At 60.0% G+C, this 16815-nt stretch carries 14 protein-coding genes; 7 read left to right on the plus strand and 7 right to left on the minus strand.

The genetic code is table 11. The annotated features are described in order from the left end of the window. Window positions 1-184: 184 nt before the first annotated feature. A complete protein-coding gene (locus AC1DWM_RS06615; RefSeq protein ID WP_477794855.1) occupies window positions 185-2239 on the minus strand; it encodes a S9 family peptidase in 2055 nt (684 codons plus the stop codon). Between the two features lie 246 nt (window positions 2240-2485). Between AC1DWM_RS06615 and AC1DWM_RS06620 the strand changes: the two genes are divergently transcribed. The 3 genes from AC1DWM_RS06620 to AC1DWM_RS06630 are packed head-to-tail and all read left to right on the plus strand — an operon-like array spanning window position 2486 to window position 4350. Further along, entirely contained in the window at window positions 2486-2983 is a 498-nt protein-coding gene (locus AC1DWM_RS06620) for an MFS transporter (protein ID WP_223511417.1), read from the plus strand. Window positions 2984-3016: 33 nt separating this feature from the next. Next, entirely contained in the window at window positions 3017-3793 is a 777-nt protein-coding gene (locus AC1DWM_RS06625) for a class II glutamine amidotransferase (RefSeq protein WP_223511418.1), read from the plus strand. Window positions 3794-3807: 14 nt separating this feature from the next. Continuing rightward, window positions 3808-4350 carry a DUF2937 family protein gene (locus AC1DWM_RS06630; RefSeq protein WP_223511419.1) on the plus strand — a complete coding sequence of 181 codons (543 nt, stop codon included), beginning with the start codon at window positions 3808-3810 and terminating at the stop codon, window positions 4348-4350. Between the two features lie 78 nt (window positions 4351-4428). On the opposite strand, the gene AC1DWM_RS06635 is transcribed toward AC1DWM_RS06630, so the two are convergent. From AC1DWM_RS06635 to AC1DWM_RS06650, 4 genes are all read right to left on the minus strand, one after another. Continuing rightward, window positions 4429-6540: a TonB-dependent receptor gene (locus AC1DWM_RS06635; protein WP_477794856.1), complete on the minus strand. Its 2112-nt coding sequence runs from the start codon at window positions 6538-6540 to the stop codon at window positions 4429-4431. Next, window positions 6537-7766 carry an MFS transporter gene (locus tag AC1DWM_RS06640; RefSeq protein WP_223511422.1) on the minus strand — a complete coding sequence of 410 codons (1230 nt, stop codon included), beginning with the start codon at window positions 7764-7766 and terminating at the stop codon, window positions 6537-6539. The genes AC1DWM_RS06635 and AC1DWM_RS06640 overlap by 4 nt, the downstream gene beginning before the upstream one ends. Then, a complete protein-coding gene (locus AC1DWM_RS06645; protein WP_477794857.1) occupies window positions 7756-9678 on the minus strand; it encodes an IucA/IucC family protein in 1923 nt (640 codons plus the stop codon). The genes AC1DWM_RS06640 and AC1DWM_RS06645 overlap by 11 nt, the downstream gene beginning before the upstream one ends. A 111-nt stretch (window positions 9679-9789) precedes the next feature. After that, complete coding sequence (locus AC1DWM_RS06650; RefSeq protein WP_223511424.1) at window positions 9790-10719, minus strand: LysR family transcriptional regulator; 930 nt, start codon at window positions 10717-10719, stop codon at window positions 9790-9792. A gap of 148 nt (window positions 10720-10867) precedes the next feature. Here AC1DWM_RS06650 and AC1DWM_RS06655 point away from each other — a divergent pair, with 148 nt between their 5' ends. From AC1DWM_RS06655 to AC1DWM_RS06670, 4 genes are read left to right on the plus strand one after another with little or no spacing between them, the layout of a single operon-like run. Beyond that, window positions 10868-12154, plus strand: a complete 1287-nt coding sequence (locus AC1DWM_RS06655; RefSeq protein WP_223511425.1) for an MFS transporter — start codon at window positions 10868-10870, stop codon at window positions 12152-12154. A gap of 44 nt (window positions 12155-12198) precedes the next feature. Continuing rightward, window positions 12199-12951 (plus strand): 5-oxoprolinase subunit PxpA, encoded by a 753-nt coding sequence (locus tag AC1DWM_RS06660; RefSeq protein WP_477794858.1) that lies wholly within the window; start codon window positions 12199-12201, stop codon window positions 12949-12951. Further along, the gene (locus AC1DWM_RS06665) at window positions 12948-13652 is read left to right on the plus strand and encodes a 5-oxoprolinase subunit B family protein (RefSeq protein ID WP_223511427.1); all 705 of its coding nucleotides are present in this window, start codon (window positions 12948-12950) and stop codon (window positions 13650-13652) included. The genes AC1DWM_RS06660 and AC1DWM_RS06665 overlap by 4 nt, the downstream gene beginning before the upstream one ends. Continuing rightward, on the plus strand, window positions 13649-14575 hold the full coding sequence (locus AC1DWM_RS06670) for a 5-oxoprolinase subunit C family protein (protein ID WP_477794859.1): 927 nt from the start codon (window positions 13649-13651) through the stop codon (window positions 14573-14575). Before AC1DWM_RS06665 ends, AC1DWM_RS06670 begins: the two co-directional genes overlap by 4 nt. A gap of 120 nt (window positions 14576-14695) precedes the next feature. On the opposite strand, the gene AC1DWM_RS06675 is transcribed toward AC1DWM_RS06670, so the two are convergent. Together AC1DWM_RS06675 and AC1DWM_RS06680 are read right to left on the minus strand one after the other, a co-directional pair. Beyond that, window positions 14696-15874 (minus strand): vWA domain-containing protein, encoded by a 1179-nt coding sequence (locus tag AC1DWM_RS06675; RefSeq protein WP_007946791.1) that lies wholly within the window; start codon window positions 15872-15874, stop codon window positions 14696-14698. 12 nt (window positions 15875-15886) lie between these two features. Beyond that, the gene (locus AC1DWM_RS06680; RefSeq protein ID WP_008153159.1) at window positions 15887-16732 is read right to left on the minus strand and encodes an AAA family ATPase; all 846 of its coding nucleotides are present in this window, start codon (window positions 16730-16732) and stop codon (window positions 15887-15889) included. Window positions 16733-16815: the final 83 nt, after the last annotated feature.

Genomic DNA, 16815 nt, shown 5'->3' on the forward strand with positions numbered 1-16815 from the left:
TCACCACAAATCCCCTGTAGGAGCCGGCGGTGCGACGATTCGACTTGCCCGCGATGAGGCCATCACATTCAACATCAATATTGGCTGTGACACCGCAATCGCGGGCAAGCCCGGCTCCTACAGGAATGTGTGTTGCCTCGGGCCAGGTGTCTGGTCTTAAGACCGGCACCCCGCGCCAAGTTCCTCAGGCAATCCCCAAAACCTTGAACAAAAATGCGTATTCGAGCGCTACGTCACGCAATCCCTGATAACGACCGCTCATCCCGCCATGCCCGGCGCCCAATTCAGTCTTGAGCAGCAGAAGATGGTTGTCGGTTTTGGTCGCGCGCAATTTCGCTACCCACTTTGCCGCTTCCCAGTACTGCACACGGCTGTCGTTGTAGCCGGCGATCACCAGCGTCGCCGGATAGGCTTGCGCGGTGACGTTTTCGTACGGGGCGTAGGCCTTGATCCGATCATAAACGTCCGGCTCTTGCGGATTGCCCCATTCGTCGTATTCCGTGACGGTCAGGGGCAGGTCAGGGTCGAGCATAGTGTTGAGCACGTCGACGAACGGCACTTCGGCAATCGCCGCGCCGAACAACTCCGGCCGCTGATTGAGCACCGCGCCAATCAGCAAACCACCGGCACTGCCGCCGCTGATCGCCAGTTGTGGTGCGGTGGTGAAGCCATTGGCAATCAAATGTTCAGCACAGGCAATAAAGTCGCTGAACGTGTTGTGCTTGTGTTCCTGCTTGCCAGCCCGATACCAGGCCTCGCCCAACTCGCCGCCGCCGCGCACGTGCGCGATGGCGAAGGCCATGCCGCGATCCAGCAGGCTCAGGCGGGCGTGGGAGAACCACGGGTCGAGGCTTTCGCCATAGGCGCCATAACCGTAAAGGTACAAGGGCACGGGTTGGCCCAGATGTTCGCGTTTGACCACCAGGCTGATCGGCACCTGTGTACCGTCCGGTGCGGTAGCCCACAGGCGCTGGCTGACGTAGGCATCGGCGTCGAACGGGCCGAGCACCGGGGTTTCCTTGAGTACTTTCTGCTCGCCGCTGTCCAGTTCAAGCTGGCGAATTTGCGCCGGACGGTTCAGGGCTTCGTAGCGCAGGCGGATCCTGTCGCTGACGAACTCCAGGCTGTTCTGGACGTGCAGGCTGTAGGCCGCATCCGGCAATTGCACCCGAAAAGGCGTCAGGCCTTTTGGGTGGACTTCGATGATCGGCAAGCCACCTTTGCGCAGGCTCAGGGTCATGGCACCGGTGTTCAGGCTCATGCCCTCGATCATCACGGTGTCGCTGTGGGGGATCAGGTTTTGCCAGTCGGCTTCGGTGGGCGCCACGCCGGTGTCGACGGCGCGGTACAGCGCAAAGTTGATGCCGTCGCGGTTGGTGCGAATGAACCAGGTCCATTGGCCATCGAGGGCGCCGTGGTCGACGTCGTACTCATGGTCCTCAACCCGTGGCGCCAGGCAAGTGAAGGCCTGGTGCGGCTGTGAGGCGTCAAGCACCCAGACTTCACTGGTGGTCTTGCTGCCAAGGGACAGCAGCAGTTGCAGTTCGGAGCTTGAGCGGTAGCAATGCAGGAAGAATCGTCCGTCCGGCTCATGGAACACTTCTTCGGCGGCCGTGCCGTCCAGTCGGTAACGGAATAGTTTGTGCGGGCGATGGGTGTCGTCCAGCTCGCCGAAAAACAGCGTCAGGCTGTCATTGGCCCAGGTCATGCTGCCGTCGCAGTCCTGGAACTCCAGTTCGCTGACGCGACCGTCGGACAATTCCTTTACGAACAGCGTGTATACCTCGTCGCCGCTGGCGTCGATGCTGTAGGCCAGGCGCTGGTGATCGGGGCTGATACTGAACGCCCCCAGGGAAAAGAAGCCGCCGTTGGCCAATTCATTAGGGTCCAGCAGCAGCTGTTCCTGGCTTTCGTCGAGTTGCAGGCTGTCATCGGCCGGGCGCGGGCAGCGGTAGTGCCGGGCGTATTCGTCACCGGCGGTGATCCGCGTGTAATACAGGTACGGACCCCAAGGGGAGGGCAGCGACAAGTCCGTTTCGAGAATCCGGCCCTTGATCTCTTCGTACAGGGTCTCGCGCAGGCCTGCCTGATCGGCGGTTTGCGCCTCTTGATAGCTGTTTTCAGCCTTGAGGTAGTCGAGCACCGCGTCGGTGTCGCGCTCCTGCAGCCAGGCATACGGGTCATCGCCTTTGGCCTTGTGGGCAATCGGGGCGGTGGAAACGTTGGCGGATAAAGGCATGGATGGCTCTCGACAATGTACGAAATAGGGCTACGCAGGCAGCATGCAAGTCTGGAGGTCTCTGCAGATCCTGTGGGAGCGAGCCTGCTCGCGATGGCGGACTGCCAGACAACATTGATGTTGAATGCACTGACCTCATCGCGAGCAGGCTCGCTCCCACAGGTTCTGTGTCTTGACCGGCTGGTATTGGGACAAGCCTGATGTGCGAAAAGTCGTTACTATAAGCGCCTCTTTGCCTGCCTTGCCATGGACACCATGACCGAGAACGACTATCTGATCGCTTGGGGCCTCTACGCCTTTGCCGCTTTAGGCTGCCTGTTGGTATGGATGCGCTTGACCCGCTGGATGTGGCGCTGGCTGCGCGAGCCGCTGCGGCTGCTGGTGGCTGTGTTGCTGTTCAGCCCGACGATCATCGATCCGGTGAAGGATAAAGTCGCGCCGGCCATCGCCATCACGGCGCTCGACCTGTTGTTCAAGGTCGGCAACAACGCGTGGCGGGCGATTTCCGATCTGCTCATGTACGGCATGATCGCCTTTGGTCTTTATCTGGTCATGGTGGCGATCCGCATCCCCATCGAGCGCGCCTCCAATGCTCGCAAGGAACAAGCGGCCGCCGCCAAGGCTGCGGCCAAAGCCGAACACCCTGAAGACGATCATCCCTTCGGCGGTGCCGGCGATGATCGTTACGGCCGCCCGCCGGTTCCGAGCAATCCTCAGCGATTGCGAGTCGAGCCGCGTTTGTAACCTTGCCCCTGCCTTTTCATCGAGAGTCCGAACATGTGTGAGTTATTGGGCATGAGCGCCAATGTGCCGACCGACATCGTGTTCAGCTTCACCGGGCTGATGCAGCGCGGCGGTCGTACCGGCCCGCACCGTGATGGCTGGGGGATCGCGTTCTATGAAGGTCGCGGTCTTCGATTGTTTCAGGACCCGGCCGCCAGCTCCGAGTCTGAAGTCGCGAACCTGGTGCAGCGCTATCCAATCAAAAGTGAAGTGGTGATCGGGCACATCCGCCAGGCCAATGTCGGCAAGGTCTGCCTGTCCAATACGCACCCGTTCGTGCGCGAACTGTGGGGGCGCAACTGGTGTTTCGCCCACAACGGCCAGCTCGCGGACTTTCATCCGACCGCCAGTTTCTACCGTCCCGTCGGTGATACCGACAGCGAGGCGGCGTTCTGCGATTTGCTCAACCGCGTGCGTGCGGCGTTCCCGGAACCGGTCGAGGTTGAAAAGCTTCTGCCAGACCTGGTGGCGGCCTGCGCCGAATACCGTAGCAAAGGCGTATTCAACTGCCTGCTCAGCGACGGTGACTGGCTGTTCTGCTATTGCTCGACCAAATTGGCCCAGATCACCCGTCGGGCACCTTTCGGTCCTGCGCGCTTGAAGGATGTCGATGTGATCGTCGACTTCCAGGCCGAAACCACGCCCAACGACGTGGTGACGGTGATTGCCACCGAACCCCTGACTGAAAACGAAACCTGGACCCGCTACGAACCGGGCCAATGGAGCCTCTGGCGACGCGGCGAATGCGTCAGTCAAGGCAAGACCGAATAAGGATCTCCCCCCCGATGTTGCTCAGTTATCTACGGCTGGTGTTATTTGCGGCGGGCCTGTTGATCGGTGTCCAGGTGCCGGGGTTTATCAGTGATTACGCCAAGCGTGTCGAGGCGCACCTGATCGAGGCGCAGACCGGTTTGAGCGGTTTCCAGGGCACAGCCAACCAGTTCTTCAAGGGCGACATGCAGGCGCTGGTTGCACATTACCGCGCCAGCGACGACCCGATCTTTCGCAGCGATGCCGACAGCCTTAGCAACCTGCTGACCCGTCAACTGGCGTTGGACAAGCAATTCCAGGCCATGCAAGGTCCGTGGTACATCCGCTTCCTGCAAGTGGTGCTGGCCGCCGACCCGGACATCCGCAAGGAAACCTGGAATGGCTACAGCTACCAGATCCTGCTGACGCCGGAAGCGATGATCTGGGGCATGAGCGGCGCGATGCTGCTGTCGTTCGGCATCGAATGCCTGTTCCGCTTGATCGACTGGGTGGTGCTGGGCGGCAAACGCCTGCGCCAGAGCCGGCCGATTGAAGACCGGGATGTGCGCGGCCTGTAACCCTGTAGCCGGTTTGCCGGCGATTGCCGCGACACGTATGTCTGGCAGATCGCATCGCTGGCAAGCCGGCTCCTGCTTTTACCAGTCGACCGAGTAGCTCATGCTCAGCGTGCGGCCTTCGGCGTTGGCGAACGGCATTCTGGCGTTGGCCTGGGTGAACAGGTTTACGTACGTACGATTCGTCAGATTAAACACCCCGCCTTCAAGACGACCGACCGGCAGTTGCACGGAACCGAGCAGGTCCACCAGCGTATAACCGTCGATGTCGCGTCCGTTGTTGTCCTTGGCGGCGGCGTCATAACTGGACAAATGCATGCCTTGCAGGCGCAGGTTGTAATCCTCTTCGATATAGCCGACGAACAGCGTGGTCTTGGCCGGTGAGATGCGCGTGGCCGGCAGATCGATCCACTTGCCGTTCTGCTCGGTCTCGCCTTTGGCCCAGGCGTAAGTGCCACCCACCGACCATTGATCGGTCACGCGGTAGTTCAGGTTGTTTTCAATGCCGCGAACGCGCTCTTTCTGGTTGATCAGGCGTAATACGCGATCATTGGCATCGTAGAACTGGGTCACGTCCGAGGTGTTTTCATACACAGTGACGTCGGCCTGCCACCGGTCCCAGTCACCACGCCAGCCCACCTCGTAACTGTTGACCTTGATGGCCTGGGCGTTGAGGCTCTGGATGTCGAAGGTGCTGCTGACGTCACGCATGAAGCGCTGGATATCCGGCAGCGAAAACCCCTGGCTGAAATTGGCGAATACGTCCTGACTATCACTCAGGTGGTAGACCGCGCCCAGGTTGTACAGTGTGTCATCGTATTTGAGGGTGTCGCCGGGCAGCGTTGCGCGTACGCCGGTCTGGACGATCTCACCATAAGCGATGCTGTCGGAAACGTCGCTTTCGATCCATTCACGGCGTACACCGCCACGCACGGTCCAGTCACCGATGTCCCATGACATCTGCCCGAACAGCGATTTGGTAGTGGTTTCGATGTCCGGGCCCAGCTCGTAGGTGGTGCCGGTCTTGGTATAGGTCAGACCATTGAGCGTGTATTGATCACCTCGTTGGCGGGAGCGCTCATTATCATAGTCGGTGCCCCAAACCAGGTTGCCCGTGGCACTGCCGATGGCCGGCAGCGGCGTGTCGATGGCTGCGCGCAGGCCGTAGACATCCTGCACGCTGTTGTTGTCGGAGATCCCGGCCTTGCCCCGTGACAGGTCCGGGAAGAATAGTGCATCGGCGCGGCGCCAGTAACTTTCCAATTGCAGGCCTTGACCGTAGAAGTCCGCGTCGGTGTAGTTGAGGTTGACTGCCTGGTTGTGGGTATAGGGTTGCTCATCCAGTTTCAATCCCTTGACTGCCACGGCTTGCTGCAGGTTTTTCGGGTCTTTGGTGTAACCCGTGTCCTGCTGATCCTTGTAGTCCTGCAGCGACAGGCTGAGTTTTTTGTCAGCATCCAGTTCGTAACCGAAACGACCTTGCAAGTCATAGGTTTCGGTGTCCATGCTGCTGCCCTGAGAGGTGTCCTGAGGGATGCGGTTGCCGTTGCCGTCGTACATATCGTTACGCTGGATCAGGTCGGCGGAGACGTACCAGTCCAGGGCATCCTTGCGCCCGGTCGCGCTCTGAAAAGCTTCATAGGCGAAGCCTTTGCTATTGAGGTTGTTGCCGCTGGTCAGGCCCAGTTTGCTGCTGTAGGCAATGTCCTGACCCTGATTGCGCTTGGTGATGATATTGATGATGCCGCCTGAAGCACCGGCGCCATAGATGCTGCTGGCGCCGGAGACCACTTCGATGCGTTCGACGCTGGCCGGGGTGACGCTGTTGAGCTGGCGGAAGTTGTCGCGTGTGGCGTTCTGCGATACGCCGTCGATCAATACCAGCATGTTGCGCCCGCGCAGGGTCTGGCCGAAGTTGCTCATCCCGCCGCTGGACGGTGCAAGGCCGGGGACCAATTGCCCGAGAATGTCGGAGATCCGGCGACCTGCGCCGCTCTGCTCACGGATCTGCTGTTCGTCGATCACCAGGACCGAACCTGGAATCGAGGCGATGGTCGCTTCGCTGCGAGTAGCGGAGACGACGGTGGCTTGCATATTCAAAGTGCCGGGCTGCTGCTCGGTATCCTCGGCCCAGGACTGGGCGCTGAAGGTCCCGAGCAACGGGATCAGCAGGGGGAGTTTGATTCGGGTCATGATGAGGACTTTTTTGAGTTGTGATTAGTGTGGGCAGACAAGGTTGAGCGGTCAGTTGTGGCGTTGAGTGATCGCACACAGCGGATCCCTATGGCGGCTACGGCGTAGGTCAGCGCCACCAGCCAGAAACTATTGGCCAATCCGACCAGCCCCATGCCGACGCCGCCGAGAACGGCACCGAGCAGAGCGCCAGCCTTGGCCGCGCTGTTGCCGAGGCCGAGCGCAAAGCCTTGTTGGTTGGCGGATACGGTGTTGGCGATCAGTGCATAAGCCACCGGCAGCAGGGCGCCTTGCCAGATGCCCCAGACGAGTCGACTGACGAGAAATCCCAGCCATTCGTTGGCCAATGCCGTGGCCGCCAGCGTCAGGGCACACAGCCAGGCCACGCCTTCGATGACGCGTAAGGTGTAGGCCGGCTGCCAGCGGTCGAACAGGCGTCCCCACAGCGGTGCGGAAATGGCCAGGGTCGCGGCGCTCGCCGCGTAGGTGGCGCCGATCAGCCAGCTCGGGGCGTGCAGAATGTCCGCGACGTACAGTGCGTAGAACGGTTGCGGCATCATCTTCGCGGCCTGAATCAGCACGATCACGAACAGGATTCCACTGAGCCAGCCTTTGGGCAGTGCCACGGGTTCAACAGGTTTTTTCTTTGAGGCGCGAGCCTTGTCGGCCGGCAGGAAAAAACTCCCCAAGGCGCACAGCAGGCAAATCGACGTCGCGCCATAACAAAGCAGGGCAAATCCCGAGATGTCCATGAGCCAGCCGCCCAGTATCGGGCCGATCAACGAGCCGACGGCAGTCGCCGATTGCAGGCGGGCCAGGGTGTGACCCCGTCTGGAACTGTCGCAACAGGCCAAGGCATAGGCTTGCGCGGCGGCGAGAAACCCGGCCAACGCGCCTTGCATCACGCGAATACCCACCAGCAGCCACGGGTCGAGGGTGATGGCCGCCAACCCTTGGCACAGCGCGAGTGCCAGCAACGCCCGAACAATCATCGGTTTGTGTCCGGTGCGATCACCCAACCGGCCCCACATGGGCGTCAGGAGCATGGCGGCCAGCATTGGACCGGCATAGACCATCGCCGATAACAGCGCGGTGTAGCCGGCGCCCTCCGGCCCGAGCAGATGCTGGATCTGCAGGGGCCAGAACGGGCCGCTCATTTCCATGGCACCCATGGAGACAAACTGGATAACGATCAGCAGTCGCAAGGCGCGACCGTCAGCGAGCATGGGTGATGGGTCGTAGCGGGTTACTCAGGCGTCCGACGATGTCGGCATGACTGTCGAGCAAGCGCATGCGCATGAACGATTTGGCAGGCCAATCCTGTTCCAGCAAGGCTTGGCGCTCGCTTTCCCAGCGTGCCGGTTCAACGCGCTCGCGCAAGGTCTCGAAGCACTGCGCAACGTGCGCTGCCAATCGCTCCCAAAGGATATTTTCCGGCACATTCCAGTGGCGGGCACAGAGCAACGTCAGCTCGCCGAGGTGGCACATGAACGTGGTGTGCAGGAGTTTGTCGCGGACAAAACCGGACTCGTCATACAGGGTCATTTTCGGATCGTGCAACTGGATGTCCAGGCCCCTGGCGTGCAGGGTTTTGCGATCGATACGCACGTCGCCAAAGTCACGCAATAACAGCCGATTCAGCTGCCCGTCAGCGCCCATCACCATGAAACTGTTTTGCTGGTGCGCTTCGAACGCCACGCCATACATCAGGTAAATGCCCAACAGACTCGGTACCGCAATCGACAGGTAATTATCGAAGAACGCCAACATGGCCTCGCTGTCATCACGGCCCTGAGCCAGTCTTACCCAATCACGCAGCAACGGTTGTTCGAATTCGTTGACGGCGAACAGACTGCCGACCGGCACCGCCAACTCGCCTTCTTGCAGCAGGGTAAGCGGGTTGTCGCGATACAGCACGGCGGCATGCCGGGAGCGTTCGTCATCGGCCGGTTGCGGCGCGTAGTGCACGCCGACGCGCTCCGGAACGATGTTCAGCAGACGCTGAATCTGCGGCTCCTGATCGAGGATTTTCAATATCAGTTGGCTGATGCGCGGCCCCATCCGGGCCGAGCGCGGCGACACCGTGCGCTGCACACTGGTCAGGCGCAAAGCCACCGGCAGTTTGACCATCGGCGCAACGCGGCTGGCGTCCGGCAGGACCGTGCGGAAGGACATGGTCGGGTGGCCGGTAAAAGCGACGATGTCAGTGACGATCAGCAGGTTGTCGGCGATCTCATTGGCGAACGAATCCGGCAGTTCTTCATGGGCTTGCCATGGGTGCGACGGGAGCGGGAGGTAGTCCTTTACCTCCAGGCCCAGTTGCTGCAAATGGCGCTGCAATTGTTCGGCGGCCTGTGGGAAGTGACCTTGCCACCAATCCCAGTAATCGGCGGTCCCCGCCAGCGCTTCGACGTGTGCGTACTGGCGGTGCAGGGCGCACAGCACAATCGGAAAACTCGCTTCGAATTCCGGCGAGAAAGCGATGACCTGAGCGGCGCTCAAACCCAGTTTGGTCTTGTAGTTCGGGTGCCATGGATGGCCGAGAGTGCCCCACTGTTCGAGCAGTGACGTAGGGTTCTGATGACTGGGGTCGGCTTTGAGCCAGGCGAGCAGGTTGTCGTCGTACTCGGTGTCGATCTGCTCTCTCAGGCGCTCAGTCCATCCATGATGAAACGCCAGGCACAGGGTGTCGTTGCTGAAGCTGTCATCCAGTTCCCGGGCCAGACGCTCCAGTACTTGAGGAGAGGCTGGCGGATTGAGCTGAGTGCTGAGGTGAGCGAGCAATTCGCTGGGCAGCTGAATTTTGTGGGGCAGTCTGTCGGGGGTGTGCAGGACGATGCTGCCGCGCACGTCCCAGCTGTTCATCCTGGTGCCAGACAAGTGCTCGAAGCACAGGTGCGTGCCATCGCCGAGCGGTAGCCAGCAACGGTTATTGTCGTCGTATTCGCAAGCGTCGGGGTTGATCAGATCTTCACGAAACAGCGCCTGGATCAGGCGTTGGAAGCAGCGCTGGGCGGCGGGCTCCAGCGCATTGCTCAAATGGTCGAGAGTGATGCGGTGGGACTGGAAAGCCTGAGTGCCAAGGGCTTCGCTCCAGTGAGCGAGCAATTGCTGCTGTTTTTGCGTGTAGGCGCGCATCTAGTCCGACTCCTTCTGGACAGTTGATTAGCTGAAAGCGCGCAGAGAATACCGTTTTGAAAAATTAATGCAAATGATAGTGGTTCATATTTACAATATGGGAACTATCCTTCAGATTCTGGCCAAGGGTTTGCTCAAAACGATGTAGTGCTCGCCCACTTTCTGCGCATAGCGCTCCACGACGTTTTGACACAACGCCACGATTTCTTCGACCCACTCCACGCCGACCCGCCATGACACCACCACTTGCAGGTTGGGCGGCCGTTGATCGATGGCCAGCAGAGTCAGCTCACCGCGCGCCAGTTCCTCGGCCACCAGCACCGGTGGCAGCGCACCAATGCCGAAACCATCGCGCAACAATCGGGTAATCGCCGACACCGAGTTCACGCAGTTCAGGCGTGGCGTCATCACGCCATGGGCCTGCATCAGGGCGAGCACCTCTTGATGCGGATGGGAGTTTTTCGAATAGGTAATGATCCGCTCGCGCGCCAGATCGGCGATGCCCGAATACTCGCGGTTGTAGAGGGAATTACTCGCCGCGATCCAGCCCATGGGATGACTGGCCAGTTCAAGGCTGCGCACGCTTTCCTGGCGCATCAGGTCGGTTTGCAGGATCAGATCGAGAAAGCCTTTTTGCAGCTGATCGCAGAGGTTGAGCGAGGTATCGGCCACCAGTTCGATTTCCACCAACGGATAGAGATCCGTCATCTGCGCCACCAGAGGGCTGAGCCAGGTGTGGATGACTGTGTCCATGACGCCAATCCGCACCCGCCCGACCTTGCTCGAACGGGTCTCGATCGACTGTTTGAGCGCCTGCATGGTGTCCATCATCTGCTCGGCATAATCGAGCACTTTCAGGCCTTCGGGCGTCAGGCTGACGCCGCGTGAATCGCGCAAAAACAGCTTCACCCCCAGCTCACTTTCGAGCACAGCGATGCGGCTGGAAATCGAGGCCTGGGTGGTGAAGAGCTTGTCGGCGGTCAGGCGAAAGCTCTTGAGTCGGGCGACCCAGACAAAGGTTTCGAGAAACTTCAAATTCATAGGATCAACTTTTTCTTATGCCTAAGCCCGGTTTTTATTAGTTGGACGCAGCAGGGCCGGGCGCCCAAAAATCGGCACATCCGGTTCCCACGATAGGCGTCGTCGGGGCTCAGAACAATACCAATAAAAACTAGCGCGGAGATTTGCCATGAGTGCGCCCGACACGCTCGATATCCCTAAAACCACGGCTCGCCCGGGGCCTTTCGACTGGTACCGCAACATCAATCAGCAGGAACGCCGCACCTTCTGGAGCTGCAAGATCGGCTATGGCCTGGACGGCATGGACACCCAGATGCTCAGCTTCGTGGTGCCGACCCTGATTGCGATGTGGGGCATTACCACCGGTGAAGCCGGACTGATTCACACCAGTACCCTGATTGCTTCGGCCATCGGTGGTTGGGTGGCGGGGATTCTCTCCGACCGCATCGGTCGCGTGCGCACCTTGCAACTGACGGTGCTGTGGTTCGCCTTCTTCACCTTCCTCTGCGGCTTCGCGCAAAACTACGAACAACTGCTGATCAGCCGCACCCTGATGGGCTTCGGTTTCGGCGGTGAATGGACCGCCGGCGCGGTGCTGATGGGCGAAGTGATTCGCGCCAAGGACCGTGGTAAAGCGGTGGGCATGGTGCAATCGGGCTGGGCGCTGGGATGGGGGCTGACGGCAATTCTGTATGCGCTGCTGTTTTCGTTGTTGCCGCCGGAGGATGCCTGGCGTGCGCTGTTCCTCCTCGGCATCGTACCGGCGATTTTTGTGATCTTCGTTCGTCGTCTGGTCAAGGATCCGGAGATCTACCGCGAAGCCAAGGCCAAACAGGAACCGAGCAATCCTGCGAAGTTCTACGAGATTTTTGCCCCCGGCATCCTCTTCACCACGATTCGCGCTTCGGTGCTGACCACCGGCGCCCTGGGTGGTTACTACGCGATCACCTCATGGTTGCCGACGTTTCTGAAGAACGAGCGGGGTTTGAGCGTACTCGGCACGGGCGGTTATCTGGCGATGGTGATCGTCGGTTCCTACGTTGGATATGTCATCAGTGCGTATTTGACTGACATTCTCGGGCGCAAGAAGAACTTCATCCTGTTCGCGGTCGGCTCGTTCACCATCGTGTTGCTCTACACCCAATTGTCGGTCAGCAACGGCGTGATGTTGTGGCTGGGTTTCCCGCTGGGCTTCTTCGCCTCGGGGATCTTCAGCGGCATGGGCGCGTTTTTGACTGAGTTGTTTCCGACACGGATTCGCGGTTCGGGCCAGGGGTTTTGCTACAACATCGGTCGGGCGCTGGCGGCATTGTTTCCGCTGTTGATCGGTTTGCTTAGCCAGAAGGTGCCACTGAGCGTCGGCATCGGGGCATTTGCGGCGGTGTCCTACGGGGTGGTGATCCTCGCGGCGTTGAGCCTGCCGGAAACCCGTGGCAAACAACTGGATGCGCAGTAATCTGCCTGCCTCTAAAAAGAATAGAACCTACAGGAGTGTTCTCCTTGAGCCGCCTGCTATTGAACTGTGACATCGGCGAGAGTTTCGGCAGCTGGACCATGGGTCTGGATGCCGAAGTCATGCCCTTCATTGATTGCGCCAACATCGCCTGCGGCTTCCATGCCGGCGACCCGAGCATCATGCGCAAGACCGTCAGCCTGGCGCTGAGCAACGGCGTGCAGATCGGCGCGCACCCGGCCTATCAGGATCTGGTCGGTTTCGGCCGTCGCTCCATGACGTATACCGCTCAGGAACTCCAGGACATTCTGCATTACCAGATCGGTGCTCTCGACGGCATTTGTCGGGCTCAGGGTGGGCGTGTCAGCTACGTCAAACCCCACGGCGCGATGTACAACGACATGATGGCCAACCCGGCACAGTTGCGTGCTGTGCTTCAGGCCGTGGCGGCTTATGACCGAACGTTGCCGCTGATGTTGATGGCGACCCGCGACAACAGCGCCGCGCAGCTACTGGGTGATGAATATGGCGTGACCTTGTGGTTCGAAGCCTTCGCCGACCGCGCTTACGACAGCGCGGGCATGCTGGTTTCGCGACAACTGCCGGGTGCAGTGCATCATGATCCTGAGAAAGTCATTGAGCAGGCGCTGACCATCGCCCGTGGCGAGCCTCTCACCGCCAGCGACAGCAGCGCATTGCACTTGCAGGCCAACACCCTTTGCGTGCACGGCGACAACGCCAGTTCGGTTGCTGCTGTGCGACGGATTCGCGAAGCCCTTGATCAGCAGAGCGCACCATGAAGCTGCGCGTAGAGGTGGTGGCGCTGGATTGCCTGATGGTGCGTCTTTTTGATGAGATCAGTGAGGCCAATATGCCGTGGATGCTGGCGGCCAGCGAAAACCTGCGAGCTGCGTTCGGCGGGCATCTCATCGATCTGGTGCCGTCTTACACGACGTTGATGGTGCATTATGATTTGACCGCGCTAAGCCCGGCTCAGGCTCGGGAATTGATCGCCGAAGCGCTGATCGACCTGTCGCCCAACACCCGCACCGGCGGTAAATGTCATGTGCTGCCGGTCTGGTATGACTTGAGCGTCGGTCCGGAGCTGAGCCTGTTGTCACAACGCAGCGGGCTGGCGATGGAGGAGGTGATCCGCCGTCACAGCGGGCGCGAGTATCAGGTGTTTGCCTTGGGTTTCGCGCCGGGTTTCGCCTTCATGGGGTTGGTGGAAGAAGTGCTCGCCGCGCCACGCCTGAACACCCCACGCAAAAAAGTCGCGGCTGGCAGTGTCGGCATCGCCGAGCGCCAGACCGCCGCCTATCCGGTGGTATCCCCCGGCGGCTGGAACCTGATCGGCCGCACCCCGGCCAAACTGTTCGACCGTGAACGTGACGGCTATAGCCTCATGCAGCCAGGCGACACAGTGCGCTTTGAAGCCATCGGCCATGCCGAGTTCATCAATCTGGGCGGTGACGACACGCCGTTGGAGGCGCAGGCATGAGCCGTCTATCAATAGAAGCGAGTACTCCGCTGTGTTTGTTGCAGGATGCTGGCCGTTTTGGCGTGCGGCATCTGGGCGTGACCCAGGGTGGGGCGGCGGATTGGCGATCGATGTCGTGGGCTAATTGGTTGCTGGGCAATGGCCTGGATGCACCGGTGATTGAAATCACCCTCGGCGGGTTTACTGTCGTTGCCGAAGAGGATTGCGTGCTGGCGTTGGCCGGGGCGGATCTGGGGGCGCAGGTGGATGGCGAGGCGTTGGCGCCATGGCGCAGTTTCAGGCTGCATAAAGGTCAGCGATTGCAATTCACCCAGCCGCTGCTTGGAGCTCGGGCTTATCTCGCAGTGCCGGGTGGGTTTGAGGCGCCAAGCGTCTTGGGCAGCCGTTCGACCGTGGTCCGTGAGGAACTGGGCGGCCTGGATGGCCGGGGTCGTGCGTTGGTCAACGGTGCGCAGCTGAGTTATGCCGGGAGTGCGTTGCTCCTGCTGCGGGAGTTGCCGGCGGAGCATCGACCGGACTTCACCGACAATTCGCCGCTGGATCTGGTGTTGGGCGCACAGATCGGCGAGTTCGGCGGGCAGAGTCTGTTCGACGCGTTCAACAGTGTGTGGACCCTCGACAGCCGCGCCGACCGGATGGGCATTCGCCTGTTGGGCACGGCGTTGCAATACCAGGGAAAGCCGATGATCTCCGAAGGCATCCCGCTCGGCGCGGTGCAGGTGCCGCCGGACGGGCAGCCGATCGTGTTGCTCAATGATCGGCAGACCATTGGCGGTTATCCGCGACTGGGGGCGTTGACGCCGCTGGCCCTGGCGCGGCTGGCGCAGTGCTTGCCAGGGACGAAGGTGCGGTTGCGGCCGGTGGTGCAGGATGTGGCGCATCGAGAGCAAATCGAATATCTACATCGATTCCTGAAAAGCTAAAAGCTTCGCTGGCAAGCCAGGCTCCTACAGGGATTGAGGTGGTCCACATACTTTGTGAACCACCTCAATCCCTGTAGGAGCCTGGCTTGCCAGCGATGGCGGCTTGAAGGGCTTCCAAGATTACTTGGAAAGAAACCGCATCCCTTCCTCCAACCCCCGAAGGGTCAGCGGATACATCTGATCATCAATCAAGTCCCGCACAATATTGGTCGACGATGTATAGCCCCACGTATCTTTCGGATACGGGTTAATCCAGATGAGCTTCTTGTACTTCTCCCTGAACCGTTGCATCCACACATAACCGGCTTCTTCGTTCCAGTGCTCGACGCTGCCGCCCGCCTGGGTGATTTCATAAGGCGCCATGGCGGCGTCACCGATGAAGATCACTTTGTAGTCGGCGCCGTACTTGTGCAGCAGGTCCTGGGTTGATGTGCGTTCGGAGGTGCGACGCATGTTGTTCTTCCACACCGATTCATAGATGAAGTTGTGGAAGTAGAAGTACTCCAGGTGCTTGAACTCGGTCTTGCAGGCCGAAAACAGCTCCTCGCAAATCTTCACGTGCGCGTCCATCGAGCCGCCGATGTCGAACAACAGCAACAACTTGACGGTGTTGCGCCGCTCCGGCCGCATCTGGATGTTCAGCAACCCGGCATCTTTGGCGGTGTGGTCGATGGTGCCGTCGATGTCCAGCTCTTCCGCGGCACCCTGACGGGCAAATTTTCGTAAGCGGCGCAGGGCGACCTTGATGTTGCGCGTGCCCAGTTCCACCGAATCGTCGAGGTTTTTGTACTCGCGCTGATCCCAGACCTTGACCGCTTTACCCTGACGTTTTCCGGCATCGCCGACCCGAATACCTTCCGGGTTAAAGCCGCCGGAGCCGAACGGACTGGTGCCGCCAGTGCCGATCCACTTGTTGCCACCGGCATGGCGTTCTTTCTGTTCTTCGAGGCGCTTCTTGAACTCTTCGATCAGTTTGTCCAGGCCGCCAAGGGACTGAATCGCCGCCCGTTCTTCGTCAGTCAGGGAGCGTTCGAACTCCTTGCGCAGCCAGTCTTCGGGAATCAGTGCCTGAAGGTGATCGTCGAGTTTTTCCAGGCCGTTGAAGTAGGCCCCAAACGCCCGGTCAAACTTGTCAAAATGCTTTTCGTCCTTCACCAGAATCGCCCGGGACAAATAATAGAACTCGTCCATGTCGGCAAAGGTCACGCGCTGTTTCAGCGCGTTGATCAGGTCCAGCAGCTCACGCACCGAGACCGGCACCTTGGCGGCGCGCATTTCATTGAACAGGTTGAGCAGCATGGCATCAGCCTCTTAGCGGGTGCCGCGACGGCTCATGAACGCAAGGCGCTCAAGCAACTGCACGTCCTGTTCGTTCTTCACCAGCGCACCGGCGAGCGGCGGAATGGCTTTGGTCGGATCGCGTTCGCGCAGTACCGCTTCGCCAATGTTGTCGGCCATCAGCAGCTTGAGCCAGTCCACCAGTTCGGAGGTCGATGGCTTCTTCTTCAGGCCCGGCACTTTGCGCACGTCGAAGAACACGTCCAGCGCTTCGCTGACCAGATCCTTCTTAATGTTTGGGTAGTGCACATCGACGATCCTCTGCATCGTGGTGCGATCCGGGAAGGCGATGTAGTGGAAGAAGCAGCGGCGCAGGAAGGCGTCCGGCAGTTCTTTCTCGTTGTTGGAGGTAATGATGATGATCGGGCGCTTCTTGGCCTTGATAGTCTCGTCGATCTCGTAAACGTAGAACTCCATCTTGTCGAGTTCTTGCAGCAAGTCGTTCGGGAACTCGATGTCCGCCTTGTCGATCTCGTCGATCAGCAGAATCACCCGCTCTTCGGATTCAAAGGCTTCCCAGAGCTTGCCCTTTTTCAGGTAGTTGCGAACGTCGTGGACCTTCTCTGTGCCCAGTTGCGAGTCGCGCAGACGGCTGACCGCGTCGTACTCGTACAGGCCCTGATGCGCCTTGGTGGTGGATTTGATGTGCCAGGTGATCAACTTGGCCCCGAAGGACTCGGCCAGTTGCTCTGCCAGCATGGTTTTGCCCGTGCCCGGCTCGCCCTTGACCAGCAGTGGACGCTCCAGGGTAATGGCGGCGTTGACCGCCAGCTTCAGGTCATCGGTGGCGACGTAGGCCTGGGTGCCTTCGAACTTCATCTGCTAATCCTCGAACGGTAACGCCGACCTGAATGAGGCAGGGCGGGGCGCAATAATGGTGATGCCCGACTATACCGCGCTGC

It is taken from the genome of Pseudomonas sp. P4_C8 (assembly GCF_056401975.1).